Origin of the sequence: Cellulosimicrobium sp. PMB13 (genome assembly GCF_051294865.1) — a bacterium.
Taxonomy (GTDB): Bacteria; Actinomycetota; Actinomycetes; order Actinomycetales; family Cellulomonadaceae; genus Cellulosimicrobium.
Genome location: NZ_CP145910.1, coordinates 697,235 through 723,855 on the forward strand (window position 1 = coordinate 697,235; position 26,621 = coordinate 723,855).

General features: G+C 74.3%; 34 protein-coding genes. 19 read left to right on the top strand and 15 right to left on the bottom strand.

Translation table 11 applies throughout. The features are described 5' to 3' along the window. Positions 1-10: 10 nt before the first annotated feature. The 4 genes from V5D56_RS03345 to V5D56_RS03360 all read left to right on the top strand — a co-directional run bounded on the left by V5D56_RS03345 (position 11) and on the right by V5D56_RS03360 (position 3,918). Positions 11-742, top strand: a complete 732-nt coding sequence (locus V5D56_RS03345; RefSeq protein WP_435737653.1) for an ANTAR domain-containing protein — start codon at positions 11-13, stop codon at positions 740-742. Next, positions 739-1,440 (top strand): GAF and ANTAR domain-containing protein, encoded by a 702-nt coding sequence (locus V5D56_RS03350; RefSeq protein ID WP_435737654.1) that lies wholly within the window; start codon positions 739-741, stop codon positions 1,438-1,440. Before V5D56_RS03345 ends, V5D56_RS03350 begins: the two co-directional genes overlap by 4 nt. 102 nt (positions 1,441-1,542) lie before the next feature. Then, complete coding sequence (locus tag V5D56_RS03355; protein WP_435737655.1) at positions 1,543-2,211, top strand: PAS and ANTAR domain-containing protein; 669 nt, start codon at positions 1,543-1,545, stop codon at positions 2,209-2,211. A gap of 57 nt (positions 2,212-2,268) precedes the next feature. After that, the gene (locus V5D56_RS03360) at positions 2,269-3,918 is read left to right on the top strand and encodes an ATP-dependent DNA ligase (RefSeq protein ID WP_435737656.1); all 1,650 of its coding nucleotides are present in this window, start codon (positions 2,269-2,271) and stop codon (positions 3,916-3,918) included. A gap of 68 nt (positions 3,919-3,986) precedes the next feature. Here the strand turns inward: V5D56_RS03360 and V5D56_RS03365 are convergent, their stop codons facing one another. Then, the gene (locus V5D56_RS03365; protein ID WP_435737657.1) at positions 3,987-4,745 is read right to left on the bottom strand and encodes a DeoR/GlpR family DNA-binding transcription regulator; all 759 of its coding nucleotides are present in this window, start codon (positions 4,743-4,745) and stop codon (positions 3,987-3,989) included. 123 nt (positions 4,746-4,868) lie between these two features. Here V5D56_RS03365 and V5D56_RS03370 point away from each other — a divergent pair, with 123 nt between their 5' ends. Continuing rightward, positions 4,869-5,519 (top strand): NUDIX domain-containing protein, encoded by a 651-nt coding sequence (locus V5D56_RS03370; protein WP_435737658.1) that lies wholly within the window; start codon positions 4,869-4,871, stop codon positions 5,517-5,519. Here V5D56_RS03370 and V5D56_RS03375 read toward each other — a convergent pair. Beyond that, positions 5,509-5,991: a MarR family winged helix-turn-helix transcriptional regulator gene (locus V5D56_RS03375; RefSeq protein WP_435737659.1), complete on the bottom strand. Its 483-nt coding sequence runs from the start codon at positions 5,989-5,991 to the stop codon at positions 5,509-5,511. The genes V5D56_RS03370 and V5D56_RS03375 overlap by 11 nt on opposite strands. Before the next feature lie 40 nt (positions 5,992-6,031). On the opposite strand from V5D56_RS03375, the gene V5D56_RS03380 reads away from it, so the two are divergent. Continuing rightward, positions 6,032-7,012, top strand: a complete 981-nt coding sequence (locus tag V5D56_RS03380; protein ID WP_435737660.1) for a DMT family transporter — start codon at positions 6,032-6,034, stop codon at positions 7,010-7,012. A 24-nt stretch (positions 7,013-7,036) separates the two neighbouring features. On the opposite strand, the gene lhgO is transcribed toward V5D56_RS03380, so the two are convergent. From lhgO to V5D56_RS03405, 5 genes are all read right to left on the bottom strand, one after another. Further along, the gene (lhgO, locus tag V5D56_RS03385) at positions 7,037-8,248 is read right to left on the bottom strand and encodes an L-2-hydroxyglutarate oxidase (RefSeq protein WP_435737661.1); all 1,212 of its coding nucleotides are present in this window, start codon (positions 8,246-8,248) and stop codon (positions 7,037-7,039) included. A 72-nt stretch (positions 8,249-8,320) separates the two neighbouring features. Continuing rightward, a complete protein-coding gene (locus tag V5D56_RS03390; protein WP_435737662.1) occupies positions 8,321-8,986 on the bottom strand; it encodes a pentapeptide repeat-containing protein in 666 nt (221 codons plus the stop codon). Between the two features lie 36 nt (positions 8,987-9,022). After that, on the bottom strand, positions 9,023-9,457 hold the full coding sequence (locus V5D56_RS03395; RefSeq protein ID WP_435737663.1) for a VOC family protein: 435 nt from the start codon (positions 9,455-9,457) through the stop codon (positions 9,023-9,025). A 31-nt stretch (positions 9,458-9,488) separates the two neighbouring features. After that, positions 9,489-10,118 carry a glyoxalase gene (locus V5D56_RS03400; protein ID WP_435737664.1) on the bottom strand — a complete coding sequence of 210 codons (630 nt, stop codon included), beginning with the start codon at positions 10,116-10,118 and terminating at the stop codon, positions 9,489-9,491. Between the two features lie 53 nt (positions 10,119-10,171). Then, positions 10,172-11,317: a winged helix DNA-binding domain-containing protein gene (locus V5D56_RS03405; protein WP_435737665.1), complete on the bottom strand. Its 1,146-nt coding sequence runs from the start codon at positions 11,315-11,317 to the stop codon at positions 10,172-10,174. Positions 11,318-11,423: 106 nt separating this feature from the next. Here V5D56_RS03405 and V5D56_RS03410 point away from each other — a divergent pair, with 106 nt between their 5' ends. The 6 genes from V5D56_RS03410 to V5D56_RS03435 all read left to right on the top strand — a co-directional run bounded on the left by V5D56_RS03410 (position 11,424) and on the right by V5D56_RS03435 (position 15,850). Continuing rightward, positions 11,424-11,960 carry a DUF2243 domain-containing protein gene (locus V5D56_RS03410; protein ID WP_435737666.1) on the top strand — a complete coding sequence of 179 codons (537 nt, stop codon included), beginning with the start codon at positions 11,424-11,426 and terminating at the stop codon, positions 11,958-11,960. Continuing rightward, entirely contained in the window at positions 11,957-12,832 is an 876-nt protein-coding gene (locus tag V5D56_RS03415) for a cytochrome c oxidase assembly protein (RefSeq protein WP_435737667.1), read from the top strand. The genes V5D56_RS03410 and V5D56_RS03415 overlap by 4 nt, the downstream gene beginning before the upstream one ends. Before the next feature lie 58 nt (positions 12,833-12,890). Beyond that, positions 12,891-13,781, top strand: coding sequence for a DUF4397 domain-containing protein (locus V5D56_RS03420; RefSeq protein WP_435737668.1), 891 nt, complete (start codon positions 12,891-12,893; stop codon positions 13,779-13,781). Continuing rightward, on the top strand, positions 13,778-14,464 hold the full coding sequence (locus tag V5D56_RS03425; RefSeq protein ID WP_435737669.1) for a class F sortase: 687 nt from the start codon (positions 13,778-13,780) through the stop codon (positions 14,462-14,464). Before V5D56_RS03420 ends, V5D56_RS03425 begins: the two co-directional genes overlap by 4 nt. Positions 14,465-14,529: 65 nt before the next feature. Beyond that, positions 14,530-15,108 carry an RNA polymerase sigma factor gene (locus V5D56_RS03430; protein ID WP_435738942.1) on the top strand — a complete coding sequence of 193 codons (579 nt, stop codon included), beginning with the start codon at positions 14,530-14,532 and terminating at the stop codon, positions 15,106-15,108. After that, positions 15,092-15,850 carry an anti-sigma factor gene (locus V5D56_RS03435; RefSeq protein WP_435737670.1) on the top strand — a complete coding sequence of 253 codons (759 nt, stop codon included), beginning with the start codon at positions 15,092-15,094 and terminating at the stop codon, positions 15,848-15,850. The genes V5D56_RS03430 and V5D56_RS03435 overlap by 17 nt, the downstream gene beginning before the upstream one ends. A gap of 87 nt (positions 15,851-15,937) precedes the next feature. Here V5D56_RS03435 and V5D56_RS03440 read toward each other — a convergent pair whose 3' ends face one another. After that, positions 15,938-16,276: an ArsR/SmtB family transcription factor gene (locus tag V5D56_RS03440; protein ID WP_435737671.1), complete on the bottom strand. Its 339-nt coding sequence runs from the start codon at positions 16,274-16,276 to the stop codon at positions 15,938-15,940. Beyond that, a complete protein-coding gene (locus tag V5D56_RS03445) occupies positions 16,273-16,761 on the bottom strand; it encodes an SRPBCC domain-containing protein (RefSeq protein WP_435737672.1) in 489 nt (162 codons plus the stop codon). Before V5D56_RS03445 ends, V5D56_RS03440 begins: the two co-directional genes overlap by 4 nt. Before the next feature lie 142 nt (positions 16,762-16,903). Between V5D56_RS03445 and V5D56_RS03450 the strand changes: the two genes are divergently transcribed. Together V5D56_RS03450 and V5D56_RS03455 are read left to right on the top strand one after the other, a co-directional pair. Then, a complete protein-coding gene (locus tag V5D56_RS03450; protein WP_251152887.1) occupies positions 16,904-17,239 on the top strand; it encodes an ArsR/SmtB family transcription factor in 336 nt (111 codons plus the stop codon). Continuing rightward, positions 17,236-17,943, top strand: a complete 708-nt coding sequence (locus V5D56_RS03455; RefSeq protein ID WP_435737673.1) for a cation diffusion facilitator family transporter — start codon at positions 17,236-17,238, stop codon at positions 17,941-17,943. Before V5D56_RS03450 ends, V5D56_RS03455 begins: the two co-directional genes overlap by 4 nt. A 56-nt stretch (positions 17,944-17,999) precedes the next feature. Here the strand turns inward: V5D56_RS03455 and V5D56_RS03460 are convergent, their stop codons facing one another. Continuing rightward, positions 18,000-18,389 carry an ArsR/SmtB family transcription factor gene (locus V5D56_RS03460; RefSeq protein ID WP_435737674.1) on the bottom strand — a complete coding sequence of 130 codons (390 nt, stop codon included), beginning with the start codon at positions 18,387-18,389 and terminating at the stop codon, positions 18,000-18,002. A 60-nt stretch (positions 18,390-18,449) separates the two neighbouring features. On the opposite strand from V5D56_RS03460, the gene V5D56_RS03465 reads away from it, so the two are divergent. Further along, positions 18,450-19,811, top strand: a complete 1,362-nt coding sequence (locus V5D56_RS03465; protein ID WP_435737675.1) for an FAD-dependent oxidoreductase — start codon at positions 18,450-18,452, stop codon at positions 19,809-19,811. On the opposite strand, the gene V5D56_RS03470 is transcribed toward V5D56_RS03465, so the two are convergent. After that, complete coding sequence (locus tag V5D56_RS03470) at positions 19,780-20,220, bottom strand: arsenate reductase ArsC (protein WP_435737676.1); 441 nt, start codon at positions 20,218-20,220, stop codon at positions 19,780-19,782. The two genes, V5D56_RS03465 and V5D56_RS03470, sit on opposite strands and share 32 nt — an antisense overlap. A gap of 16 nt (positions 20,221-20,236) precedes the next feature. Then, a complete protein-coding gene (locus tag V5D56_RS03475) occupies positions 20,237-21,229 on the bottom strand; it encodes a metalloregulator ArsR/SmtB family transcription factor (RefSeq protein ID WP_435737677.1) in 993 nt (330 codons plus the stop codon). An 80-nt stretch (positions 21,230-21,309) separates the two neighbouring features. On the opposite strand from V5D56_RS03475, the gene V5D56_RS03480 reads away from it, so the two are divergent. After that, a complete protein-coding gene (locus tag V5D56_RS03480) occupies positions 21,310-22,110 on the top strand; it encodes an NADPH-dependent F420 reductase (protein ID WP_435737678.1) in 801 nt (266 codons plus the stop codon). Here V5D56_RS03480 and V5D56_RS03485 read toward each other — a convergent pair. Further along, a complete protein-coding gene (locus V5D56_RS03485; protein ID WP_435737679.1) occupies positions 22,107-22,658 on the bottom strand; it encodes a hypothetical protein in 552 nt (183 codons plus the stop codon). The two genes, V5D56_RS03480 and V5D56_RS03485, sit on opposite strands and share 4 nt — an antisense overlap. A 300-nt stretch (positions 22,659-22,958) precedes the next feature. Between V5D56_RS03485 and V5D56_RS03490 the strand changes: the two genes are divergently transcribed. Continuing rightward, the gene (locus tag V5D56_RS03490; protein WP_435737680.1) at positions 22,959-23,621 is read left to right on the top strand and encodes a fasciclin domain-containing protein; all 663 of its coding nucleotides are present in this window, start codon (positions 22,959-22,961) and stop codon (positions 23,619-23,621) included. Between the two features lie 159 nt (positions 23,622-23,780). Here the strand turns inward: V5D56_RS03490 and V5D56_RS03495 are convergent, their stop codons facing one another. Beyond that, complete coding sequence (locus V5D56_RS03495) at positions 23,781-24,398, bottom strand: dihydrofolate reductase family protein (protein WP_435737681.1); 618 nt, start codon at positions 24,396-24,398, stop codon at positions 23,781-23,783. Positions 24,399-24,530: 132 nt separating this feature from the next. Here V5D56_RS03495 and V5D56_RS03500 point away from each other — a divergent pair, with 132 nt between their 5' ends. Continuing rightward, entirely contained in the window at positions 24,531-25,226 is a 696-nt protein-coding gene (locus tag V5D56_RS03500) for a M23 family metallopeptidase (RefSeq protein ID WP_435737682.1), read from the top strand. A 6-nt stretch (positions 25,227-25,232) separates the two neighbouring features. Here the strand turns inward: V5D56_RS03500 and V5D56_RS03505 are convergent, their stop codons facing one another. After that, entirely contained in the window at positions 25,233-25,637 is a 405-nt protein-coding gene (locus V5D56_RS03505; protein WP_435737683.1) for a hypothetical protein, read from the bottom strand. 337 nt (positions 25,638-25,974) lie between these two features. On the opposite strand from V5D56_RS03505, the gene V5D56_RS03510 reads away from it, so the two are divergent. Further along, positions 25,975-26,601 carry a TetR/AcrR family transcriptional regulator gene (locus tag V5D56_RS03510; protein ID WP_435737684.1) on the top strand — a complete coding sequence of 209 codons (627 nt, stop codon included), beginning with the start codon at positions 25,975-25,977 and terminating at the stop codon, positions 26,599-26,601. Positions 26,602-26,621: the final 20 nt, after the last annotated feature.

A 26,621-nucleotide genomic window follows, 5' to 3' on the forward strand; every position in this document is an offset into this window, starting at 1 on the left:
GGTGTGGGCTGTGGACAAGGTCCAGGTGCTCGCACGGCTGGCGTCGAGCATCGCCGGCACCGACCGGGACGCGCCGCTGTCGCTCCGCCTGTGCCGCGCCTGCGTCGAGATCCTCGGTGCGCGTGGCGGCGCGATCACGCTCTCCCCCGCCGACGCCGAGCGGTGGACCGTCTCTGCGACGGACGGCGTCGCGGCGCGGCTCGAGGACCTCGAGGAGGTCCTCGGCGCAGGTCCGGGCCGTCAGGTCTCGGAGTCCGGCCGCGCCGTCGTCCTGCGTCTCGCCGACGACGTCACGGACGGTCTCGGCGAGTACGTCCACGAGGCGCGGCGCATCGCCGGCCCGGCCACGCTCTACGCGCTGCCCATGCTGCCCGTACCCCACATGATCGGGGTCGTCGTCGTGTACCAGGACGACGACGTCGAGCTGGGCCTCAACACCGACGACCGCCAGTTCCTCGCGGACGCCGTCGGCGCCGCCCTCCTGCGCGACGCCGACGTCGTCGAGGGGACGGACACCTCCTCCTGGCCCGACCGCGCCCGCGTGCACCAGGCGACCGGCATGGTCGTGGCCCAGCTCGGGCTCTCCGCCGAGGACGCTCTGGTCCTCCTCCGCGCCCACGCCTTCGCCGACGGGACCACGCTGGAGGAGCTCGCGTCCGTCGTCCTGGCGCGACGGTTCGACTTCTCTCGCACGGACGACACGCCGGGCGCCTCAGACCACGACGAGAACGAGGGACGATGACCGACCGCACGGCCGCCCACGCGCTGGCCTCCACGACGTCGGCGCTCGTCGGCGGACTGAACGTCACCGACTTCCTGGCCCGGATGCTCGGCGACGTGGTCGAGCTCTTCGACGTCGACTCCGCCGCCGTCCTCGTCGCGCTGCCCGACGGCGCCCTCGACGTCCTGAGCGCGACGTCGCACGAGGCCACCGCGCTCGAGGTGTACCAGGCGCAGCGGCACGAGGGCCCGTGCGTCGACGCCATCCGCGGCGACGGCGTCGTCTCGGCGAGCTCCGCGGACGAGGTGGCCCGGCGCTGGCCGGACGTCGGGACGCGGATGCTCGCGACCGGCTACCGGTCCGTCTGCGCGACCCCGATGCACTGGCAGGGTGCCGCGTTCGCCGGCATCAACGTCTTCGCGAGCGCGGAGCGCGCGCTGACCACCGCCGACCTCGCCACGCTGCGCACCTTCGCCGACCTCGCGACCCTCGCCATCGTCAGCCCGGACCAGCTGGACGGCGGAGCGCTCGCCGCCCGCGTCGCGCGCGCCCTGGACGAACGTGTCGTGGTGGAGCAGGCGAAGGGGGTCATCGCGTACCGGGACGAGGTCGACACGGCGGAGGCCTACCGCCGGCTGCTGGCCCTCGCGTCGGCGGCAGGACGCCCGCTCGACGAGGTCGCGGCCGAGCTCGTCACGGCGGCCGCACGGGGGCGCTGAGTCGACTGCTCGCACCCCTGCGGAACCGTCTCTCGCGGGGTACGGTGAGACGGACGAGTCAGGCCGCGGCTCATTTTCCCGCCCCCAGAACAGGTGTCGGAGATGACTGTCGAAAACTCTTCTGCCCAGCGCTCGGCGACCGACGTCTCCGCCGTGGAGCGCGCGCTGGCGCTCGGTCCTCAGCAGCTCACGGGCGAGTACCGCATCGACCTCGCGACGGGGACCTGGTGGTGGTCCGACGAGGCGTTCCTCGTGCACGGCTTCGCGCCGGGCGAGGTCGTCCCGACCACGGAGCTCGTCCTCGCGCACAAGCATCCCGAGGACCGTGAGCGCGTCCGCCGCATCCTCGACGCCGGGCGCCGGACGGGCGCCCCGTTCAGCAGCGTCCACCGCATCATGGACGCGCGCGGGCGTGAACGGACCATCGCGGTCGTCGGGCAGGGCCGCCGGGACGAAGAGGGCGACCTCGTCGAGATCGTCGGCTACTTCGTCGACATCTCGGCCGTCGTCGCGGAGCGCAGCGACGAGCGCGCGACCGAGCAGATCGCGGCGGCGGCGGCGACGCGCGGCACGATCGAGCAGGCGAAGGGCGTGATCGCCGCGACGTACGCGATCGACCCGGAAGAGGCGTTCGTCCTGCTGCGCGCCACCTCCAACGACCGCAACGTGCGCCTGCGCGAGGTGGCGCAGCTCGTCGTGCGGACCGCCACGGCGTCCGGTGAGCACTGCCGGGAGTACCTCGACGCGGTCCTCGGCCCGCGCGCGGCCTGACGCACCGGCTCGCTGCCTCGGCGAGCGCCGTCACCGTGGTCGGCGCGAGGATGGACCATGCTGCTCGCCGAGGTCGCCGCCACGTCCGACGCCGTCGCCGCCACCCGTTCGCGGCTCGCCAAGCGCACGGCGATCGCCGACCTGCTGCGCCGTGCCGCGGGCGAGGCGCTCCACGGCCCGACGCACGCGCTCGGCCCTGCGCTGGACGAGGTGGAGATCGCCGTCGCGTATCTCGCGGGCGAGCTGCGTCAGCGCCGCACCGGTCTCGGCTGGCGGTCGCTGCGCGAGCTGCCCCCGCCCGCCGGGGAGCCGACGCTCACGCTCGACGACGTCGACGCCGCGTTCGAGCGCATGGCCGCGCTGTCCGGACCCGGCTCGGCGACCGCGCGCCAGGCCGAGGCCGCGGCGCTGTTCGGGGCCGCGACCGCGCGCGAGCAGGCGCTCCTCGCGGGCCTCGTGTCGGGCGAGCTGCGGCAGGGCGCGCTCGACTCGGTCGTCGTGGACGCCGTCGCCGAGGCCGCCGACGTCCCCGCGGACGCCGTGCGCCGCGCCGTCATGCTGCGCGGCGCGACCGGACCCGTCGCGCGCGCGGCCCTCGCCGCGCCCGGACCCGAGGCGGCGCTCGTCGCGCTCCGCGGCTTCCGGCTCGAGGTGGGGCGACCCGTCCGGCCGATGCTCGCGCAGTCCGCGCCCGACGTCGCGGACGCGTTCACGAAGCTCGGGGTCACGGGCGGTGCGGACACCGCGGACGAGGACGGGCTGCCGGGGTACGACGACGAGCCGCCCGTCACCGTGGACGTCAAGCTCGACGGCATCCGCGTCCAGGTGCACCGGGACGGCGACGACGTGCGGGTGTTCACGCGCTCTCTCGACGACATCACCGCCCGGGTGCCCGAGATCGTCGCCGCCGTGCGCGCGCTGCCGTCCCGGGCGCTGGTGCTCGACGGGGAGGCGCTCGTCGTCGGGGAGGACGGTGTCCCTCGACCGTTCCAGGAGACGGCGGCGCGGTCCGCGACGCGCGAGCCCGGAGAGCCCGGGCTCGCGGCCGCGCGGGACGCGGGGCTCCAGCTCACGCCGTTCTTCTTCGACGTGCTCCACGCCGACGGCCGCGACCTGCTCGACGAGCCGCTGCGCGAGCGCCTCGCGGTGCTCGACATCGTCGCCGGCCCGCACCTCGTGCGGCGCCTCGCGACCGCCGACCCCAGGGAGGCGACCGCATTCTTCGAGGGTGCGGTGGCCGAGGGGCAGGAGGGCGTCGTCGTGAAGTCGCTCGACGCCCCCTACGCGGCCGGACGTCGCGGCGCGGGCTGGGTCAAGGTCAAGCCGCGGCACACGCTCGACCTCGTGGTGCTCGCGGTGGAGCAGGGGTCCGGACGCCGGAGCGGGTGGCTGTCGAACATCTGGCTCGGCGCGCGCGACCCGGACGGCGGCTTCGTGATGCTCGGCAAGACGTTCAAGGGCATGACCGACGAGATGCTCGCGTGGCAGACGCAGCGGTTCCGCGAGCTGCAGACCTCGGACGACGGCTACGTGGTCCATGTCCGGCCCGAGCAGGTCGTGGAGATCGCGTTCGACGGGCTCCAACGCTCGACCCGCTACCCCGGCGGTCTCGCCCTACGGTTCGCCCGCGTGGTGCGCTACCGCGACGACAAGTCCGCGTCCGAGGCCGACACCATCGACACCGTCCGCGCGCTCGTCGGCGGCTGACCGGCGCGCGCCCTCACCCGGGCGGTGTGTGGAGGAGGGAGAGTGCCCGGGTCACGGGTGCGCCGGGATCACTGGTCCGCGTGGAGGATACGGACGCGCTCGCCGAGCCGGCGCACCCCGTCGGAGGCGGCGTCCGCGTCGGTGATGACTCCGGCCACGGCGTCGAGCCCGACCACGCCGTACGGCGACGCCGCCCCGACCTTCTCCGACGACCCCAGCACGTACGTCTCGGCGGCGCGAGAGGCCAGGACCCGCTTCATCGCGGCCTCGTCGGCGTCGCCCGTGGTCAGGCCGGCGTCCGGATGGATCCCGGTGACGCCGAGGAAGAACACGTCCGCCGAGACCCGTTGCGCCGCTTCGACGGCGGCGGCCCCGCTCGCGACGGCGGAGTGCTTGAAGAGCCGGCCGCCGAGGATGAACACCTCGACGCCGGGGTGCTCGACGAGCGCGGACGCGACGGTCGGGCTGTGGGTGATCACGGTGCACCGCAGAGCCGGTGGCAGCGCGGACGCGACGGCGAGGGCGGTGGTACCGCCGTCGAGGATGATCGTGCTGCCCGGGTCGATCAGCCGCACCGCGGCCTCGGCGACGCGCTGCTTGCCGGCGACCTCGACGCTCCGGCGGTCGTCGTACCCGGCCACCGCCGGGGACACCGGCAGCGCCCCGCCGTAGACGCGCTGGCACAGGCCCTCGGCGGCCATCTCCCGCAGGTCGCGTCGGATGCTGTCCTCCGAGAGACCGAGCTCTGCCGCGACCGTCTTCGCCACGATCTTCCCGTCGCGACGCAGGGTCTCGAGGAGGTGGTCACGCCTCTCGGCTGCCAGCATGGTTCATCTCGTTTCTTCGCGGTTCTTCGTGTTTGTGGATAGTCTACGACACATGACGAGGCCACTGCTCAAGAACTGCGACGCCGTGGTGCGGCTGCCCGAGGAGTCGACGGGGGGCGACCGGTGAGCGGGCGGCCCGGGATCGACGTCCCCGACCACCGCGGCCGCACGGGGCTCGAACAGGCAGGACGGGACCTGGACCGCAACCCGGACGTCGTCGTCCGGGAGGTCGAGCTGACCTCTGACGGGTGGCACGTGCTGCGTCGCACCACCTTCGACCACCGGCGCCGCGACGGGCGGTGGCAGACCCTGCAGCGCGAGACCTACGACCGCGGGGACGGCGCCACCATCCTGCTGCACGATTCTGCACGATCGACCGTGCTGCTCACGCGTCAGTTCCGGTTCCCGGCCTACGTCAACGACCATCCCGACGGGATGCTGATCGAGACGGCCGCGGGCCTTCTCGACGACGACGACCCCGAGACCGCGATCCGGCGCGAGGTCGCCGAGGAGCTGGGGGTCGCGGTCGGCCCCGTCGAGCACGTGCTCACGGCCTACATGAGCCCCGGTTCGGTGACGGAGAAGGTGCACTTCTACGCCGCCCCGTACACCCCGCACGACCGCACCGGGCCGGGGGGAGGTGTCTCCCACGAGGGCGAGGACATCGAGGTCGTCGAGCTCGCCCTCGACGACGCCCTGGCCATGGTCCGCGACGGTCGCATCGTCGACGGGAAGACCATCATGATGCTCCAGTGGTGGGCGCTCAGCCGATGAGCTTGCGGAGCAGCCCCTCGAGCTGCTCGCGTTCGTCGCGGGAGAGGGGAGCGAGAAGCTCGTCCTCGACCAGGAGGTGCGCAGGGTAGGCCTCGTCGATGAGCCGTCGCCCCTGGGGAGACAGCGTGACAACTCGTGCGCGCCCGTCTCCGGTCTGCGGTTGTCGCACCACTAGCCCGGCAGCCTCCAGCCGATCGACCCGCTTCGAGGTCGCGCCGGCAGTCACCATGGTGTGGTCCGCGAGCTCGCTGTGGTTGAGCGCGTACGGAGCACCCGCCCGCCGGAGCGCGCACAGGACGTCGAACTCGCCCTCCCCGATCCCGAAGCGCCGGTAGTTCTCCACGAGCACGGCGGTGAACTCGTCCGAGATCCGGCGCATCCGCCCGATCACGGCCATCGGGCTCGGGTCGAGGTCGGGCCGCTCCCGTCGCCACTGCTCGACGAACGTTCCGACGCGATCGACCTCAGCCATGTCGCCATCCTACTTTCCACGGAAAGTTATAGTCGTTTCCATGGAAACTATGGCTCAGGCGTGGCTGCGCGTCCGGTGGCCCCTCCTCGCCGCGATCGGGCCGGTCGCGTTCGGGTCCACCTACTTCGTGACGCATGAGTTCCTGCCCGGAGACACGCCGCTGTGGGGATCGGCGATGCGTGCGCTGCCGGCAGGTGTCGTGCTGCTGCTGATCGCCCGCAGGCTGCCGCGCGGTCGGTGGTGGTGGCGGTCGGCGGTGCTCGGCACTCTCAACATGGGCCTGTTCTTCTGTCTCGTGTACGTCGCCGCCCAGCTGCTGCCGTCGAGCGTCGCGGCCTCGCTGATGTCGCTGAGCCCGTTCGCGATCGCCGGCGCTGCCTGGTTGCTGGTCCGTGAACGCCCCACGGCTCGCGTCGCCTTCGCGGCCGTCCTGGGCGGTGCGGGCGTCCTCCTGATCGTGGGGACGGCGACCGGAGCGCTCGACGGCTGGGGTGTCGCAGCGTCCGTCGCCTCGATGGTGCTGTCCTCGATCGGCGCGGTGCTGATGAAGCGGTGGGACGACGGGACGCCCGTCCTCACGGTGACCGCCTGGCAGCTCGTCGTCGGAGGGATCGAGCTGGTGGTCGCGGCAGCCGTCGTCGAAGGAGCGCCTCCGTCGGTGACGCCGACCGAGGCGGCCGCGTTCGCCTACGTGAGCCTGGTGGCGACCGCGCTCGGGTTCGTCTGCTGGTTCAGCGGTTTCCGACACCTCCCCGCCGGGGCGGTGGGGGTGATCGGCCTGCTGAACCCCGTCACGGGAGTCGCCCTCGGCGTCGCCGTGGGGGGCGAGGCGCTCACCGTCACGCAAGCGCTCGGGATCGGCCTGGTGCTCAGCAGCATCGCGCTCGTCAACCTGCGACGCCGGGAGCCGTCGCCGTCACGGCGCAGGTCCGATCGACCCGGCTCCCGCCCCCTCGGACCCCTGCGCCCGCCGGACGCAGCGCCACGCGTCCCCGTCCCACCGCGACACCGCTCCCCGTGAGGCTCCCCCGGCGGACAGCGGTCGTCAGCGGGTCCCCAGCATCCGGTCGACCACGTGCTCCGCGATCGCGAGGCTCGACGTCGCGGCGGGCGACGGCGCGTTGCGGACGCTCGTGACGCCGTCGGCCCGGTCGATGCGGAAGTCGTCGACGAGCGTGCCGTCGCGCTCGACCGCCTGGGCGCGGATGCCGGAGCCCGCACGGCGCACGTCCGCGGCGCCGATCGCCGGCACGTACCGCTGCGCCGCGCGCATGTACGCCCGGACGGACAGGGAGCCCAGCAGCTCCCGCGCGCCGGTCCGCCAGTGCGCGCGGGCCATGTGCCATGCCCCGGGCCACGAGGCGATCCCCGCGACGTCGCGCGGGGACAGCGCGAGACGGCCGTAGCCCTCGCGGTCGAGGGAGAGGACGGCGTTCGGCCCCACCTCGAGACCGCCGCCCACGCGGCGCGTGAAGTGCACGCCGAGGAACGGGTACCGCGGGTCGGGCACGGGGTACACCATGCCGCGCACGAGCTCACGCTTGTCGGTGCGCACCGACATGTACTCGCCGCGGAACGGGACGATGCGCGGCGAGGGATCACCGCCCACGAGCGCGCCGAGGCGGTCCGACTGGAGACCTCCGCACAGGACCAGCTCGTCGACCGTGACGCGTTCAGCGCCGCTCAGCACGTCCACGCGCCCGCCGCGCCGGGCGACCCCCGTGACGGGCGTCGAGAGCCGGACCTCGCCACCCGCGGCGGCGATCTCCGCGCCGAGCGCCCGGCACACGGCCACGTAGTCCGTGATCGCGGTCCGCGGCGAGTGCAGCGCCGCGATGCCGACCGCGTGCGGCTCCACCTCGGCGATCTCCCGCCCGTCGAGCCTCCGCAGGCCGGGCACGCCGTTCTCCGTCGCGGTCCGCTCGAGCGCGTCGAAGCGCCCGGACTCGGACGGGTCGACGGCGACCACGAGCTTGCCGCACTCGACGTACGGCACGTCGTGCTCGGCGCAGTAGTCGCGCAGCAGGTCGCGCCCGCGCGTGCACAGCAGGGCCTTGAGGCTGCCGGGCCGGTAGTAGATGCCCGCGTGCACGACGCCGGAGTTGTGGCCGGTCTGGTGCGCCCCGAGCCGGTCCTCCTTCTCCAGCACGACGACGCGCGTCCCGGGCCGTCGTCGGACCACCTCGCGCGCCACGGCGAGGCCGACGATCCCCCCGCCGACGACACCGACCGTGCCGAGGTCACTGCTCGTGGCCACGCTGCTCCTCCCGACCGTCGTGCGTGCTCATGCTCCCGCGGACCGGCTCGCGGCGCGAGGATGAAACGCGTCTCAGTCCTCGACGGTGATCCCCAGGTCGCGCGCGAGGAGGTCGGCGAGCTGCGCGAGCTGCGGCGGGCTGATCGTCACGCCCCGCAGCGAGCCGATGCCCGCGAGGTCGTGCAGGTCCGCCCCGCGCAGGTCCACGTGCGCGAGCGTCGACGACTGCACGTCCAGGCGCCGGACGCGCGTGCCCGTGAAGGAGACGCGCGTGGCGCTCGACTGCACGAGGTCGAGCTCGTCGATCGTGCAGTCCGTGAACGCGACGTCGTGCAGCACCGTGCCGCGCAGGTTGACGAAGCCGAGCTTGCACCCGACGAGGTGGACGCCGTCCCACGTCGACTCGTACAGCTCCGCGGACCCGAGGCGCGCCCCGCGCACCTCGACGTCGCGCCACCGGCTGCGGACCCCGCGCAGCACCGGGACGTCGACGCGTTCCAGGACGACCTCCGTGAGGGTCGCACCGCGCAGCTCGGCCTGGTCGGCGCGCACTCCCTCGAACCGCGACCCGAACACGCTCGCGTGGCTCAGGGCGAGCTCGTCGACCTCCAGGTCCACGAACCCGAACCCCTCGAGGTCGGCCTCGTCCTCGAGGTCGTAGCGGTCTCCGGGCGTCAGGTCGGCGAGGACGACGGGGTCGAGCACGGGCGGCTCGGTCGTGGGCTTCTTCGGCGGCATGGCCCGATGATCCTCCGGGCCGCCCACGAGCGGGGCTCAGTCGAGGCAGAACTCGTTCCCCTCGACGTCCTGCATCACGATGCACGACTCCTCCTCGCCGTCCGCGAGCATCGTGCGCACGTGGACCGCGCCGAGCGCGACCAGCCGTGCGCACTCGGCCTCGAGCGTGGCCAGGCGCTCCTCGCCCACGAGCCCGCTGCCGGCGCGCACGTCGAGGTGCACCCGGTTCTTCACGACCTTGCCCTCGGGGACTCGCTGGAAGTACAGCCGCGGTCCCGCGCCGGTGGGATCGCTCGCGACGAACCACGCGTCCCGGTCCTCGGGCGGGAGCGAGGCGGTGTAGTCGTCCCAGCCGGCGAACCCCTCGGGCGGCGGCGGCGCGACGTACCCCAGCACCTCGCACCAGAAGCGCGCGACCCGCTCGGGCGCCGCGCAGTCGAACGTGACCTGTACCTGCCTCACCGCTGCCATCGGCCCACCGTAGCGGCGCCCGCTCGACGGGTCAGCGCGGCCCGGACTCCCAGCGGAAGCCGTCGGGGTCGGTGAAGGTACCGGTGTCGCCGTGGACGACCAGGCGGTGCGAGCCGGCCCCGTCCGGGTCCACCCCGGCGTCCTTCGCGGCCGCGCGGCGCGTGTAGAGCGCCAGCTTCAGGGCCGACCCGGGGGTGTCGAGCTCGACGTACCTGCTCCCGAAGCTCTTTCCCACCGCGAGACCGCGGTCGACGTAGAACTGCTTGGTCGCCCTGACGTCCTGCACGCCGAGAAGGAGCACGACGTCGTCCACCTCGCGCGTGGGCGGGCCGCTGTCCTTCTTCGCCGTCGACGCGACCTTCCAGATCGTGCCGTCAGGAGCGCGGACGACACCGCCGTACCCCCAGAAGCTCTTCGCGACCGGCTTGAGCACGGTCGCGCCGGCGTCGAGAGCCGTGCCGACGAGGCTGTCGACGGTGCTCGGCTGCGCGACGACGAGCGACAGCGTGAAGCCGCGGAAGCCGGACGTCGGTGCGTCCGACTCCCGGACGCGGACGGTGCCGCCGAGGCCGAAGGCCTGGTCGTAGAAGACCTCGGCGGTGGCGACGTCGGTCACCTCGAGGGTGACGTGGTCGATGGCGGTGCGGTTCGTGGTGTCCATGCCCAGAACGGTAGGAGCGGCGGGACGGCGCGCGCTTCTCGATTCCTGACCGGTCACGCGGCCCCGATCGTCCGGACGTCCCCGGCCGGGAGCTTGGCCCACCAGTGGCCGTAGCGGGCGAACGGCGCCGGGTCACGGCCCGCGAGGAACGCGACGAGCGACCGGGCCTCGGCCTCCAGGGCCGGCCACGCCTCGTCGGGCACGGACCGGTACGTGGTGACCTCGACCCCCTCCGCGACCGGGCGCCACACCCCGACGACGTACCCGTCGACGAGGACGGTCGGGAGGACGTCGCCGTTCGAGCGCGTGACGAGCGGACGCACGTCCGGCGGGACGACCCGCGAGCGGTCCGCGTACGCGAGCAGCGTCTCGTCCCACATGCCGAGGAGCCGGGGCGGTGCGGGCACGTCCTCGTCGGGTCGCGGCGCGCCGGGGACGTCGAGCAGCTCCGCACCGTCGGGGCCGGCGAACCGGTCGACCGTGTCGCCGAGCGTCTTCACGGCGGCACGGACCCGGGCGCGCGGGATCATCGCGACCTGCGACACGTCCGCGACCGACGCCGGACCGAAGCCCTCGAGGTAGCGCCGCACGAGGGTGGGGAGCGCGTCGTCGAAGGCCGTCGTGACGCGCGGGAGCGCGTCCGTGCCGGCCGCGACGTACGACGCGCTGGTGCCGAACGACCACGGCCCGCCCGTCGGCACGTGGTGCAGCGGCGCGAACGTCCGCAGCGCCCACCACGCGCCTCGCGGTGTCTCGGGGACGCGCGCGTCGACCCACGCCTCGAGCTCGGCGCCCGTGCGCGGGCCCGCGGCGTAGGCGAGGAGGTACGGGACGAGGGCGTGCGCCTCGTCGATCGAGATCCCGCTCACCGCGAAGCGCGGGTCGTGCAGGCGCGCCGCGCGCAGGGACGGCTGCATCGCGGTGTGCACCGTCTCGTAGTCCTCGGCGTGCACGAGGTGGAGCGCGATGCGCAGGAGCGAGGCCTTGACCACCACGCGGTCCGCGAGCGCCGCGTCGAGGTCTGCCGGGTCGAAGCGCGCGACGCGGTTCCACAGCGCGACGTACGGCGACGCGGGGTGCTGCGCCTGGAGCGCGACGACGCGCCGCACCGCCTCGGGGACGGTGAGATCCGCGCGCTCGAGCAGGAGCTGACGCGCGAGCGTCGCGCGGTTGAGTGCGCGTGGCGACGGCGGCGTCACGCACCGACTCTGCCGCGGAACGCCCCGTCTGGCGAGCCCGGGCGGCCCGCGTAGCGTGGCTCGTCCACGGGAAGAAGCCCCGTGCCCCTCCGTCGAGGAGGCTTGCATGAGCACCAGCACCAGCTCCAGCGCCCACACCCGCCGCACGACCGCGGACCCGCCCAGCATCGCCCTGCCCGGCATCGTGCTGGGCGTCGGGCTCGGCGGCTTCGTCGACGGCATCCTGCTGCACCAGATCCTCCAGTGGCACCACATGCTGTCGAGCGCGGGCACGGCGAACATCGACGTCGGCAGCTACCCGCCGACGACCGTCCACGGCCTGCAGATGAACACCCTCTGGGACGGGCTGTTCCACACCGTGACCTGGGTCGCGGTGCTCGTCGGTCTGGGGCTGCTCTACTCGCGCGTCACCGTGGCGCGCGGGCGGGTCTGGACGTCCCGGACGCTGTGGGGCTGGATGCTCGTGGGCTGGGGCGTGTTCAACCTCGTCGAGGGCCTGGTCGACCACCACCTCCTCGCGATCCACCACGTCGTCAGCGGCCGGTACCAGACGCTCGCCGACGTCGCGTTCCTCGTCCTCGGTGCCCTGCTCGTGCTCGGGGGCTGGCTGCTGCAGCGCACGGGCCGGGCCGTCGAGCCGTGACCGGCCACGACGACCACGGCGGTGGCGCGTCGTCCGGGACGCTCGTGCTCGACGGGGAGTCACTGCTGGTGCTCGCCGTGCTCGGTGTCGTCGCGTGGACGTACCTCGTCCTCGCGCTGAGGCAGCACGCCGATCCCCGCGGGTGGAGCCCGTGGCGCACCGCGCGCTTCCTCGGTGGCGTGGTGCTGCTCGCGGCCGCTCTCGTGCCGGCGCTGTCGCCACTGCCCACGGGCTCGTTCGCGGACCACATGTACCGGCACCTGCTCGTCGGCATGTACGCGCCGCTCGCCCTCGTGCTCGGCGCGCCGGTGACGCTCGTCCTGCGGTCCGTGGGCCCGGGCGCCGGCCGCCGCGTCGGGCGGCTGCTGCGCCGTCGTCCCGTGCAGGTCCTCGCGCACCCGGTGACCGCCCTGCTGCTGAGCGTCGGCACCCTGTACGCGCTCTACCTGACCCCGCTCTACGCCGCGACGACGCAGGCCCCGGCGCTGCACCACCTCCTCCACGTGCACTTCCTCGCCGCGGGCTACCTGTTCGCGTACGCGCTCGCCGGCCCGGACCCGGCCCCGCACCGGCCGTCGGTCCCGGCCCGGCTCGTCGTGCTCGGCGTCGCGATCGCCGCGCACGCCGTCCTCGCGCAGCTGCTGTACGCCGGGGCGTTCGTCGCCGTGCCCGGCCCGACGGCGGACCGGCAGGCCGGCGCGGAGCTCATGTACTACGCGGGTGACTTCGCGGTGCTCCTGCTCGCGCTGGCCCTCGTCTCGACGTGGCGCCCGGTCCGGGCACGCGCGACCGCCGCCACGGACCAGCCGGTGGCCTCGGCGACATCCTGTCCACGACCGGTGCATCCGAACCTGCCCTCCCAGGGGAAGTAGTGGTGTCAGCAGCACTCGCGCCCGGCAGCAGCGCCGGGCCCGCCACCTGGAGGACACCATGCACCGCACCGCACGACGCAGCGCCGCGCTCGCGGGCGCCGTCGGACTCGTCGCCCTCGGCGCGTTCGCCGCCCCGGCCTCGGCCGACACCGCGGAGAACGCCAGCCTCTCCGTCCTGCACGGCGTGCCGGACACGCCCGTGGACGTCTGGGTGAACGACGAGCTCACCCTCGACGACTTCCAGCCGGGCGACCTCGCCGGGCCGCTCGACCTGCCCGCCGGGACGTACAGCGTCGCCATCACCGCCCCGGACGCGACCGACACGAGCGCGCCCGTCATCGGGCCGATCGACCTGCCCCTCGAGGCCGGGGGGAACTACACCGCGGCCGCGCACCTCGACGCCGCCGGGGAGCCCACGGCGACCCTGTTCACCAACGACACGTCCACGACCGCTGCGGGCGAGGGCCGGCTCACGGTCCGGCACGTCGCGGCCGCACCCGCGGTCGACGTCCTCGCGGGCGGCACCGCCGTGGTCTCCGGGCTGGAGAACCCCGACGAGTCCGTGCTGAACCTCCCGGCGAGCACCGTGTCCGCGGCCGTCGCCGCGGCCGGGACCACCGAGCCGGTGCTGGGCCCGGTCGACGTCACCGTCGCCGAGGGCGTCAACACCATCGCCTACGCGTGGGGCAGCCTCGAGGCGGGCAACCTCGCCCTCGCCACGCAGACCGTCGAAGGCCTGCACTCCGCGCCGGCCGGCGTCCCGGGCGGGCAGTCGGGTCTCGCGGCGGAGCCGTCGACCTCGTCGGTGTTCACCACGGTCGCCATCGCGTTCGGCGCGAGCCTGTTCGGTCTGCTGCTCGTCGCGGCGGTCGTCATGGGCACGCGGGCATGGCGCGAGCAGCACGTGGCCACGGCCGACCGGACGACGCGCGGGCACCGCTCGGCATGACGTCACGGCACGCGACGGCGCTCGCGACCCTCGCCGTGGGCGCCGCCTTCCTCGTCGGCGGGTGCACCCCCGCCCCTGCCGACGAGACCGCCGCCGGAGGTCACGTCCCGGCGGCGGAGGCCCCCGCCCGGCCCGCCCCGGGCGGGGGCACCGCCGGGACGGACGGCGCGACGTCGGGCCCCGTGCCCGACGTCCCCGTCCGTCCCGCGCGGGACCAGCCCGCCGCGGCGCCACCGGCGGCCACCCGGGTCGTCGTGCCGTCGCTCGACCTGGACATGGCCGTGGAACCCGCGGGCGTCGACGACGACGGACAGATGGCCCTGCCCGACGACGCGCGCTCGGCGGCGTGGTACCGGTTCGGGCCGGGCCCGTCGAGCCCCGCGGGGGCGGTCGTCGTCGCCGCGCACGTGGACGACCTCGACGGAGCGGGACCGTTCGCCCGGCTGGCCGACGTCGCGGCCGGCACGACCGTCGACGTCGTCGACGCGACGGGCACCACCTACACCTACACAGTGACCGGCGTGGAGGACATCGCGAAGGCGGACCTCCCGCTCGACGTCGTCTTCGACCGCGGCGGCCCGGCGCGGCTCGTGCTCGTGACCTGCGGCGGCGAGTGGGATCGCGAGCGACGCTCGTACACCGAGAACGTCGTCGTGACGGCCGAGCGGGCGGGCGGGGCGTGACGGTCTACGATCGCCTCACGAAGACGGTCGGCGACGACGCCGACCCCGAGCACGGAGGACATCCGCTGAGCTCCCCCGAGACCGCGGTCGATGACGCCGACGTCGCGCTGCTCGGGCGTCGGTTCGCCGGCGGCGACGAGGAGGCGCTCGCGGAGGCGTACCGCCGCTGGTCGACGCTCGTGCACACCATCGCGCTGCGGTCGCTCGGGAACCGGGCCGACGCCGAGGACGTGACCCAGCAGGTCTTCGTCGGGGCGTGGCGCGGGAGGCACCGGTTCGACCCGGACCGCGCACGGCTCCCGGCGTGGCTCGTCGGCATCACGCGGCACAGCGTCGCCGACGCGCACGAGGCGCGGACCCGGGCCCGGCGCTCCGAGCAAGCCGTCGCGGCGTCGGCTCCGAACCCTGGGACGACGGAGGACGACGTCCGCCGGGTCGCCGACCGCGTGCTCGTCGCCGACGAGCTGAGACGGCTCGGAGACCCGGGGCGGACGATCCTGGAGCTCGCGTTCTTCCGCGACCTGACGCACGTGCAGATCGCCGAGGAGCTCGACCTGCCGCTCGGTACGGTCAAGAGCCACGTACGACGGAGCCTGATCCGGCTGCGCGACCGAATGGAGGTGGACGGTGCAGCACATCGATGACGAGACCCTCGCGCTCCTCGCGCTCGGGGAGGACGTGCTCGACGACGCCGCGCGCGCCCACCTCGGCTCCTGCGACGCCTGCACCGCGGAGGTCGACGGGCTCCGGTCGGTGGTCGACGACGCGCGGGCCGGCGGTCCGGACCTCGTCGCACCCGACCCCGACGTCTGGAACCGCGTCCACGCGGAGCTCGGGCTCGGCGCCTCGTCGACGTCCCCGGCCGGCGCCGGTCCGACCGGGTGGTCGGGCGACGCCACGACCGGCGCAGGCGACGTCGCGACCGTGACGCCGCTCGCGGGGCGGCGGCGCGGTGTGTGGCTGCCGGTCGCCGCGGCCGCGTCCGTCGCGCTCGTCGTCGGTGTCGCGGGCGGGGTCTGGTGGGAGCGGCGCGAGCTCACGCCCACCGAGACCACCGTCGCGACGGCCGACCTCGCCCCGCTGCCCGGCTGGGACGACGCGAGCGGCGAGGCGCGGGTCGAGGAGACGGCGGACGGTCGGCGCCAGGTCGTCGTCACGCTCGACGCCCCGGCGCCGGACGGCACGTTCCGCGAGGTGTGGCTGCTCGCGGAGGACGTCAGCGGGCTCGTGAGCCTCGGGGTGCTGGAGGGCTCGGAGGGACGGTTCGACCTCCCCGACGGGCTCGACCTCACTGCCTTCCCCGTGGTCGACGTCTCGGAGGAGCACTTCGACGGCGACCCGGCCCACTCGGGCGACTCCGTCGTGCGCGGCCCCCTCGACGTCTGACCCCGAACGCGAGATCGACCCGTACGTCCCGAGATCGACCTTCTGAGGGTCGATCTCGGGACGTACGGGTCGATCTCGCGAAGCCTGTCAGGACGACGACGGCGACTCGGCGATGCGCCGGATCGCTGCGAGGCGGCGGTCCCACCCGGCGCCGATGGCGTCGAGGGCGCGGGCGGTCTCGGCGAGACGTGCGCCGAGCGCGCGGTACCGGACCTCGCGCCCTGCGCGCGACGCCTCGACGAGACCGGCCTCCGCGAGCACCGTGAGGTGCTTCGCGATGGCCTGCCGGCTCACGGGCAGGAGCTCCGCGAGCGCCGACGCCGAGAGCTCGGCACCGCCCAGCTCGGTGAGGATGCGCCAGCGCGTGTCGTCCGCGAGGGCGGCGAAGACGGGCGTCAGCGTCTCCCCCGCGAGCGGGCTGCTCACGCCGACGCGCCCGACGGGGGGACGGTCGCCCCCTCGAGCAGGTCGACGAGCTCGTCGAGCTCGCTCGTCCAGCCCTGGCGGTGGTCCTCGAGCGCCGCGCGCGCGTCCGCGAGGTGCTCGAACCCGGTCTCGACGACGGTGAGGACGGTCGACGCGCCGTCGGGCACGAGCGTGAAGCGCGCGACGGTCGAGTTCTCCTCCGTCAGCGCCTCCCCGGCCGGAGCGCTCCAGCGCAGCGCGAAGACGGACGGCTCGTCGTACTCCTCGATGCGGACGGGCGCGTCGGTCTCGCCGTCCCAGCCGAAGACGCCTTCCCCGCCGACGCGCAGGTCCGGCAGCGAGGCGCGCTGCCCGAACCACTGGCTGATGAGGTCCTCCTGCGTGAGCGCCGCCCAGACGCGGTCCACGGACGCACGGACGTGCACCGTGCGGGTCACCGTGAACGTCTCCTGGTCGACGACGGCCGGCTCGTTGGTCGTGGTCATGGTCGTGCTCCTCTCGGGTGGTGTTCTCGAACTCGTGCAACTCAACAGTTGCACGAGTTGAGGCATAGCGCAATCACTCAGTTGCAGATGAACTCACTGGTCGACCCTGTTATTGATACAGCGTTCCGTGTACTGTCGACCCATGGCCGAGACCGTCACCCTGACCCACACCGCCGCGCTCGCGCGGCTGGGCCACGCACTCTCCGACGAGACCCGCGCGCGCATCATGCTGACCCTGCGCGAGGCGCCGGCGTACCCGTCCGACCTGGCCGACGCGCTCGGCGTCTCCCGTCAGGTCATGTCCAACCAGCTCGCGTGCCTGCGCGGCTGCGGGCTCGTCGAGGCGATCCCCGACGGGCGTCGCACCTGGTACCGGCTCGCAGACCCGCACCTCGTGCCCGCGCTCGACGACCTCCTGCGCCTCGTCGTGACCGTCGACCCGACGTGCTGCGCGCCCGAGGGATGCACCTGCTCATGACGTCGATCTCTCTCGGGCCCGGCCCCCTGCCGACTGCTCGCCGGGACGTCCTCGAGCGGAGGATCCGCTGGGTCGTCACCGCGACCATCGCCTACAACGTCGTCGAGGCCGTCGTCGCCATCACCGCCGGCCGGATCGCCTCGTCCGCCGCGCTCGTCGGCTTCGGGCTGGACTCCGTCGTCGAGGTGCTCTCCGCCGCAGCGGTCGCCTGGCAGTTCGCCGCCCCGGACCCGCGCCGCCGCGAGCGCGTCGCCCTGCGCCTGGTCGCGGTCTCGTTCTTCGGCCTCGCGGCCTTCGTCACCGTCGACGCCACGCGCACCCTGCTCGGCGCCGCGGAGCCCGACCACTCGACCGTCGGCATCGTCCTCGCCGCCGTGAGCCTCGCCGTGATGCCGTTCCTGTCGTGGTTCGAGCGGCGCACCGGCCGCGAGCTCGGTTCCGCGTCGGCGGTGGCCGACTCGAAGCAGACCCTGATCTGCAGCTATCTCTCGGCGGTCCTCCTCGTCGGTCTGGTGCTGAACAGCACGTTCGGCTGGACCTGGGCGGACCCGGTCGCCGCCCTGGTCATCGCGGCGTTCGCCGTGCGCGAGGGCGTCGAGGCCTGGCGCGGCGACGCGTGCTGCACCCCGATCGGCGTCCTCCTCGCCGACGACGACGAGGACGGGTGCGACGACGGGTGCTGCACCGGGACTCCCGCGCGGTAGACGACCCGTGGGGCCGCCTCCCTCAGCGTGCGGCCCCGGTCAGAGGGTCGTGCCCGTCAGCGGGCAGTCTCCGTGAGGACGCCCGCGAGCGCCGTCAGGGCGCCGGGGACCACCGAGTAGTACGCCCAGCGGCCACGCTGCTCGCGGGAGAGCAGGCCTGCCTCGACGAGGATCTTCAGGTGGTGGCTCACGGTCGGCTGCGCGAGACCGACCGGCTCGGTGAGGTCGCAGACGCACGCCTCTCCGCCGTCGTGCGCGGCGACGATCGACAGGAGCTGCACGCGCGTGGGGTCGCCGAGCGCCTTGAACACCCGGGCGAGGTCGCGCGCGACCTCCGGGTCCGCCGCCTCCCGGACGAGCGGTGCACAGCACCGCGTCGCGGCCGGTGCCGCCTGCGTGGTGAGCGAGAGCTCCGTCGTCGTCATGACGCCCATCTTGCCACGCATCGACAAACATGGATACGTTGACCTTGGTTGATCGAAGTTCGTCGATGCGAGGAGAGTGCGATGAGCGTGGAGCGTGCAGGGCTGCCGGTCGTGGTGATCGGGGCCGGTCCCGTCGGGCTGGCCGCAGCGGCCCACCTGCTGGAACGCAACCTGGAGCCGCTGGTGCTCGAGGCAGGTGACGGGCCAGGTGCGGCGATCGCGTCGTGGGGCCACGTGCGCCTCTTCTCGCCGTGGCGGTACGACGTCGACGCCGCGGCCCGGCGCCTGCTCGAACCGTCGGGCTGGGTGGAGCCCGCCCAGGACACCCTGCCGACCGGCGCGGAGCTCGTCCGGCAGTACCTCGCCCCGCTCGCCGCGACCCCGGCCATCGCCTCGCGACTGCGCACCGGGACCCGCGTGCTGGCGGTGGCGCGCGACGGCGCGGACAAGACCCGGTCGCTCGGGCGCGAGCGGCAGGGCTATCGCGTGCGCACCCTCGGCCCGGACGGGCGGGTGCAGGACGTCCTGGCTCGCGCGGTGATCGACGCGTCGGGCACCTTCGGGACGTCGAACCCGCTGGGCGTCTCCGGGCTGCCGGCCGCGGGCGAGGCGGAGTCGGCCGCCTTCGTCACGGGACCGCTGCCCGACGTCCTCGGGACGCAGCGCGACCGGTTCGCGGGCCGAGACACCCTCGTGGTCGGGATGGGCCACTCGGCCGCGAACACGCTGCTGAGCCTCGTCGAGCTCTCCGAGACCGAGCCCGGCACGACGGTCACGTGGGCGATCCGCGGCGGCTCGGCCCGGCGCCTGTTCGGCGGCGGGACCGACGACGAGCTCCCGGCGCGCGGGCTGCTCGGCACGCGCCTGCGCTCCGCCGTCGAGGCGGGGCGCCTGACCCTGCTCACGCGGGTCTCGATCGAGCGCCTCGTCCCGGGCCCGGACACCGTCCAGGTGCTGGGCACCGCACGCGACGGCGCCCTGAACCTCGACGTGCACCAGATCGTCGACGCGACCGGCTTCCGTCCCGACCTCGACATGCTGCGCGAGGTGCGCCTCGACCTCGACCCCGTCGTCGAGGCTCCCACTGCCCTCGCCCCGCTGATCGACCCGAACCAGCACTCGTGCGGCACCGTGCCGCCGCACGGGGAGCAGGTGCTGTCCCACCCCGACGACGGGTTCTACCTCGCCGGCATGAAGTCGTACGGGCGCGCTCCGACGTTCCTCCTCGCGACGGGGTACGAGCAGGTGCGCTCCATCGCCGCGGCGCTGGCCGGGGACCGGGCAGCGGCGGACGCTGTCGAGCTCAACCTGCCCGCCACCGGTGTCTGCTCGAGCGACCTGGCCCTGGCAGCCGACGGCGAGAGCGTCGCCGGCTCGTGCTGCGGGACGGCGTCGGCGGAGCCGCAGCTCGTCACGCTCGGCCGGCCGGGAGGACAGGCGTGACGCCCAGCTCGTCGAGCAGGGTCAGCACACGCGCGCGGATCTCGTCGCGGATGGGGCGCACCGACTCGATGCCCTGACCTGCCGGGTCCTCCAGGGCCCAGTCCTCGTAGCGCTTGCCGGGGAAGATCGGGCACGCGTCGCCGCAGCCCATGGTGATGACGACGTCGGACGCCTGCACGGCGTCGGTCGTGAGGACCTTGGGCTGCTCGGCACGGAGGTCGATGCCCTCCTCGAGCATGGCCTCGACGGCGACGGGGTTGATCTGGTCGGCCGGTGCGGACCCGGCGGAGCGGACCTCGACGGCGTCGCCCGACAGGGCGCGCAGGTACCCGGCCGCCATCTGGGAGCGGCCGGCGTTGTGGACGCAGACGAACAGGGCGGACGGCTTGGCGGTGCTGGTCTCGGTCACGGTGGTCTCCGGTGGTTCAGGGGATGGGCAGGTCGAGGTCGGGCAGCAGGTCGGTGAGCAGGGCGCGCACGCGGGTGTCGAGCTCGGCGCGGATCGCGGCGACGCCGGCCGGGGAGGCCAGCGCAGGGTCGCCGACGAGCCAGTCCTCGTACCGCTTCCCGGGAAGGACCGGGCAGACGTCGCCGCAGCCCATGGTGACCACGACGTCGGCGGCGCGGACGGCGTCGTCGGTCAGCGGCTTGGGGAACGCCTCGCCGTCCGCGGTGCCGAGGGCCGCGAGCTCGGGCCGGACCGCGGGGTGCACGTCCGCGGCCGGCGTCGAGCCCGCGGAGCGGACGACGACGCGGTCCCCGGCGTAGCGGCGGACCAGGGCGGTGGCGAGCTGAGACCGGCCGGCGTTGGCGACGCAGACGAAGAGCACCTGCGGACGCGCGCCGGGCTCGCGAACCAGGTCCGCGAGGCGCTGGCGCGCGAAGCGGTCGGTCAGGGCGAGCAGGTGCGCCGCGACCGTCGCCGAGCGGGCGAGGGCCGTGTACGACTCGCGCACGGTCTGCACCACGAGACCCCTCTCCACAGCCGGGAACCGCGCGGTCAGGTCGGCGGCGAGCCCGCCGAGCGCCGCGTCGACGTCCTCGAGCCCGGTCAGCTCCTGGGGCGCGACGAGCGCCTCCAGGGCCGCCGGGGCGAAGGACTCGAGGAGGGTCGAGACCGCCCCCTTGTAGCCAGGGGCGATGCGGTACCAGACCCAGGTGCCACGCCGCTCGGAGGTCAGCATGCCGACGTCGCGCAGCACCTTGAGGTGGTGCGACACGGTGGGCTGGGACACGTCCGTCAGGGCAGCCAGGTCGCACACGCACGCCTCGCCGGCGGGAGAGGTCGCGACGAAGGACAGCATCCGCAGCCGGAGCGGCTCCGCGAGGGCCTTGAGCGTGGTGGCGACGGCGCCGGCGACCTCGGTCCCCATCGCGTGGGACTCGGCGTCCAGGAGCGAAGGAGCCTGTATCGACATCCGTCTATGTTGACACGTGTCGATGCCGCGGACAAGGAGGCGGCTCGTCGCTGCTCCCGTACGCGGCATACGGTGGTCGCATGAGCACCCTGGGGATCATCGGCAGCGGAAGCATCGGATCGGCGGTCGCCCGACTCGCCGTCGCGGCGGGCATCCCCGTCGTCGTGGCCAACTCGCGCGGCCCGCAGACCCTCACGGGCCTCATGGACGAGCTCGGTCCTCTCGCCACCGCCGGGACCGTGGAGCAGGCCGCAGCAGCCGGTGACCACGTCGTGCTCTCGGTCCCGCTGACCGCGGTCGAGACGCTGGACCCGCACCTGCTCGACGGCAAGGTCGTGCTGGACACCACGAACTACTACCCCTCCCGCGACGGACGTGTCCCGCGCCTCGACGACGGCGACGTCACCTGCGGCGAGCTCGTCCAGGAGCACTTCCCGGCAGCGCGCCTGGTCAAGGCGTTCAGCAACATCGTCGCCCCGCACGTCCCGCAGCTGGCCCGCCCGTCCGGCGCCGACGACCGCACCGCCCTGCCGATCGCCGGCGACGACGACACGGCGAAGGCCGAGGCCGCAGCACTGATCGACCGGCTGGGGTTCCTCACGGTGGACGCCGGGACCCTGGCCGACGCGTGGCGGTTCGAGCCCGAGTCGGCGGCGTACACCCCGATCTACCTGGCGGACCCGAGCACCGCCGGAACAGCTGATGCAGGCCCCGGCAGCCCCCGTCCCGCCCTCCCGCCTGTCGCGCCACCTCGCCGCCGCCACCCGGGTCGACGTCGCGGGCCGGCAGTTCTGACCACCGGCCGGCTCCCGACGGAGCACGCGGGCGAGCAGACGGCCCGCGACCGGTCCGCCCGGCGGATGTCGGGAGACCTGGCCTAGCGCGTCGGCGGCAGGACGACCTCCCGCGTGCTCGTGAGCACGACGACCGGCTCGCCCGCCGGCAGCCCGTCGACGTGCACGACGCTCGTGGTCGGGGCGACGTCGAGCGTGCAGGGCCGGGTGTCCGTGGCCGACCGGCGACCGAACGTGAACGCGAGCGTGCGCTCGGCGGGGTCCCACTCGGCGTCGACCGGGGTGAGCGGGCACGAGCTCGACCCGACGGTCACGACGTTCACCGTCTCGGGCTCCCCGCCGCGGGCGAACCCGACCCCGTGCTCCTCGGGGTCGACGGCCGGGCGGAGCTCGCCCCCCTCCGCCGGGAGCCCGCGGTAGGTCACGTCGGCGACCGACCGGACGTGGACAGCGGGGTCCGCGACGCACGCCGTCACCCCGAGGACCGCCACGAGGGTGACGGCCGCGCCGACGGCGGCGCGCGTCGTCCGCCGGCGAGCGGTCCGGGTAGGGCGGAACGGCGGGGTCGGGCGGAACGGCGGGGCCGACCCGCCCGGTTCGCGCTCCTGGATCGTCCTGGCCGGGTTCCGGGTCATGGCGCGTCCCTCCTCGTGGTCCGCGGGCCGGCGACCGCCGCCGGGCCCGACACGACCACGCTCGTCCTGAGGAACCCCTCGCCGCATCGGGCGACCGCGCTCGACCGGGGAAGTCACCGCCTCAGCGCCTCCTCAGCGCCTCCTCGACGGAGGACTGAGGACCTCAGACGAGGCGCAGGCTCAGAACACGTCGCCCGGTGGTGCATCCGCGCTGCCCGCTCGGCCGGAAGAGGGGGTGGACGCCGACGTGACGTCCGGCGACCCCCGTGGTCGTCCGTGCTCCGACGAAGGGACTCGACGATGAACCTCCGACGCACCTCCCGACTCACGCTCCGACGCACGACCGCCGCCGTGACGGCGGCCCTGCTCGCCTCGACGGGCGTCGCGGTCGCCGCCACGTCCGCCTCCGCGGCACCCGGCACCACCAGCCTCGCGTCGGTGCTCGCCGCTGACGGCGACACGTTCGACCGCAACTGGTACGACTACGACATCGTCGACCAGGCCGTCGCCGCCGTGCTCGCTGCGAAGCCGGACAGCCCGGTCGCCGTCCTGGCCGACGGGACCGTCCCGCTCACGGCGTTCCTGCCGAACGACCGCGCCTTCCAGCTCCTCGCGCTCGACCTCACGCACCGGTGGCAGCGGACTGAGAGCGGGACGCTCACGGCGATCGCGGAGGCCGCCGGCATCGACGCGGTCGAGCAGGTCCTGCTGTACCACGTGGTCCCCGGCGCGACGATCGACGCCCGCACCGCGCTCGCGTCCGACGACGCCGCGCTGACCACCGCGCAGGGCGGCACGTTCCGCGTCGACGTCCTCAGCAAGAAGCTCGCCCTCGTCCGGCTCGTGGACCAGGACCGGAACGATCTCAACCCCTTCCTCGTGACGAGCAGGCTCGACCTCAACGCCGGCAACGTGCAGATCGCGCACGGGATCTCGGCCGTGCTGCGCCCGCTGGACCTCTGACCCCGACTCCCTCGCCCCGACGGTTCGGCACCTCGTGCGCCGTTCGGCACCCCGTGCGCGCTTCGGCGTCTACAGCTGCCGAACACGCGCACGAGGTGCCGAACCGTCGTGCTCGGACATCGGACGCGGCCGACGAGGCTGCGGGGCGAGCACCACGCGCTAGGCGTCCCCGCGGTCCGGTCGGCGCAGGCGGTAGCGCAGGTGGGTCACCCGCTCGCCCGGGGTGATGTCCGGCCCGTCGAGGACGTACGGAGCGGCGCCGATCCCGTCGAAGAACCGCACGCCGTCGCCCAGGAGGACGGGGACGACGTCGAGCACGACCTCGTCGAGCAGACCTGCGGCGAGCGCCTGGCTCGCCATCTCGCCCGCGTTGACCGCGACGTCGAGCCCCCCGGCGAGCTCGTGCCCCGCCGCGACGGCGTCCTGGATCCCGGTGGTCACGAACCGGAAGGGCGCGTCCGGGTGGGCGTCGGCCCACTCCTGCGGGACGGAGTGCGTGAGCACGACGACGGGCTTGTCGAGCGGGTGCGTCCCTCCCCAGCCGTCGGTCATGTCGAACAGCCGCCGCCCGACGACGAGCACCCCGATCTGCGGCATCACGGTGCTGAGATAGCGGTGGTCGGCCGGCGACAGGCGGAAGTGCACGTCCGGGTTCGCGCTCGGGAACTCCTCGGCCCCGCCGTCGTACCAGGCGAAGAGGTGCTCGAAGCCGGTGCCCTGCGGTCCTGCGATGAATCCGTCCAGCGACACGCTCGCGCTCGTTGTCACGATGCCCATGCCGTCAGCCTCCGTCCGTCGTCGACGGCCCGTGCTCGTGCACGGACCCACCCGAGGACCGACCGGCGGCAGGTCGCCGACTCATCGGCAGGGCTACCGTGGGGTCCGACCCACCCGACTCCCGGAGGTCCGATGTCTGTGCCCGTCGTGCTCTCGCTGCCGTTCGCCGGCCGGTGGCTCGTCCAGAACAGCCCCGCCCGGCGGGTCCCGAGCCACGGCGTCGAGCTCTACGGCATGCGCTACGCGATCGACTTCGTCGGCGTCGACGAACGCCACCGCACGAGCCCGGTCCGCGACTGGCGGACCGCGCTCGCCACCGAGCCGCCCGAGCGGTTCGTCGCGTTCGGGCGGCCGGTCCTCGCGCCCGGTGCGGGCGTCGTCGTCCACGTGCACGACGGCGAGCCCGACCACGCGGCGCGACGCTCACCGCTCGCGCTGGTCCCCTACGCGCTCGGTCAGGCCGGGCGCGTGCGGCAGGGCCGAGACGCGGTCGCCGGCAACCACGTCGTCGTGGCGCTCGCCGGGCAGCGCGCGTGGGTCACGCTCGTGCACCTGCGGGCAGGCTCGCTGCGCGTCCGCCCGGGGGACGAGGTCGCCGAGGGCCAGGTGCTCGGCGAGTGCGGGAACTCGGGGAACTCGACGCAGCCGCACGTGCACGTCCAGGTCACCGACAGCCCGGAGCTGGCCACCGCGCGCGGTCTCCCGACGGCGTTCCGCGACTTCCGCGAGCGGCCGCACCGGGGTGGCCCGGCGGTCGAGCGCGACGTCGGCGTGCCGGACGAGAGATCGGTCGTCGAGCCGCTCACCGCGCGCCCGGCGATCTCCTAGCGAGGCTCACGCCTGGCGCAGCTCGTGCGCGCGCCGCCACGAGCCGACCTCGCGCCCGTCGTCGGTCACGAGCCGGAACGGGGCCAGCGGCAGGTTCCCCGCCCGCAGGCGGGACCGCAGGACCTCGAGCGCGGCGGCGTCGTCGACGGCCCCGAAGACCTCGCCGCGGACCGCTCCGCCGGCGGTGACGACCTGGTACCGCGTGGTGCCCGTGTCGCTCACGTAGACCTCGTGGGCGTGCTGCGCGACCTCCTGGGCGACCTCGCGCGTCGGGAGCTCGTGCCACGTGCGGTCGTCCGTCTCGAGCACCCACGTGCCGTGGGCGGCGTCGGGTCGGACGGTGTACGAGCGCTCCGTGGAGGCAGCACCCCACGTGTCGTCGTCCAGCGCGGTCCAGCGCAACGTGCTCATCACTTCCCCCGCCGACGGTCCGTCCTCACCACCGAGCACCCGACCAGCCGGGCCCCGAACAGTGTGACCCATGAGCGGGCAGGGACGAACTCGACCGGACGGTCGGCATGCTGCCGGCGGAGGCCGGTGGTCGACGTCGCGGCCTCCTTCCCCGCGCCTCGCACGCGACCACCGGTCACCGTCGGGTGCTGCAGCTCAAAGCGGAGGATGGCCCTCCGTCTCCACGGTGGCCCGCGGTACGCTGCCGCGAAAGACGTCTGGCTGACGCGCCGGAGACCGGGAACGGACACAGGCACAGGGACGCACAGGGACGCACGGACGGGCAGGGGCACGGACGATGACGGAGACAGGGCTGCGCGCCGACGCGCAGCGCAACCGCGAGCGGATCGTCGCCGCGGCCACGACGCTCGTCGTCGAGCAGGGCGCCGACGTCGCGCTCGACGCCGTCGCGCGCGCCGCGGGCGTCGGGATCGGGACCCTCTACCGCCGGTTCCCCGACCGCCAGGCCCTGCTGCGCGCCGTCGTGCAGGACGCCGTCGCGGCGGTCCTCGCCGACGTCCGCGCGGCCACCGAGGACGCGCTCACCGCGTGGGACGCCCTCGCGCGCGCGCTCGCGTGGTCCCCGGAGCTGCGCGTCACGCTGCGCCTGGTCGCCGTCGCGCCGCCCGCCGACGTCGGCCCGCTGCACGACGACGCCGACGCGCTCTGGGTGCGCGACGAGCTGCTCTCTCTCGTCGGCGGGCTGGTGCGGGCCGCGCAGGACGAGGGCGCGCTGCGCGACGACGTCTCGACGGGCGACGTCGTCCTGCTCATGGCGGCCGTCAGCCGCTCGCTGCCCAGCGGCACCGAGGACGCGCACAACGCCTACGCACGGGCGCACGCCCTCGTGCTCGACGGCCTGCGTGCCCGCGCGGCCCATCCGCTCCCGGGCGAGCCGGTCGACGTCGGCGACCTGCCGCTCTGAGGCGCCGGCCGCACGCCGGC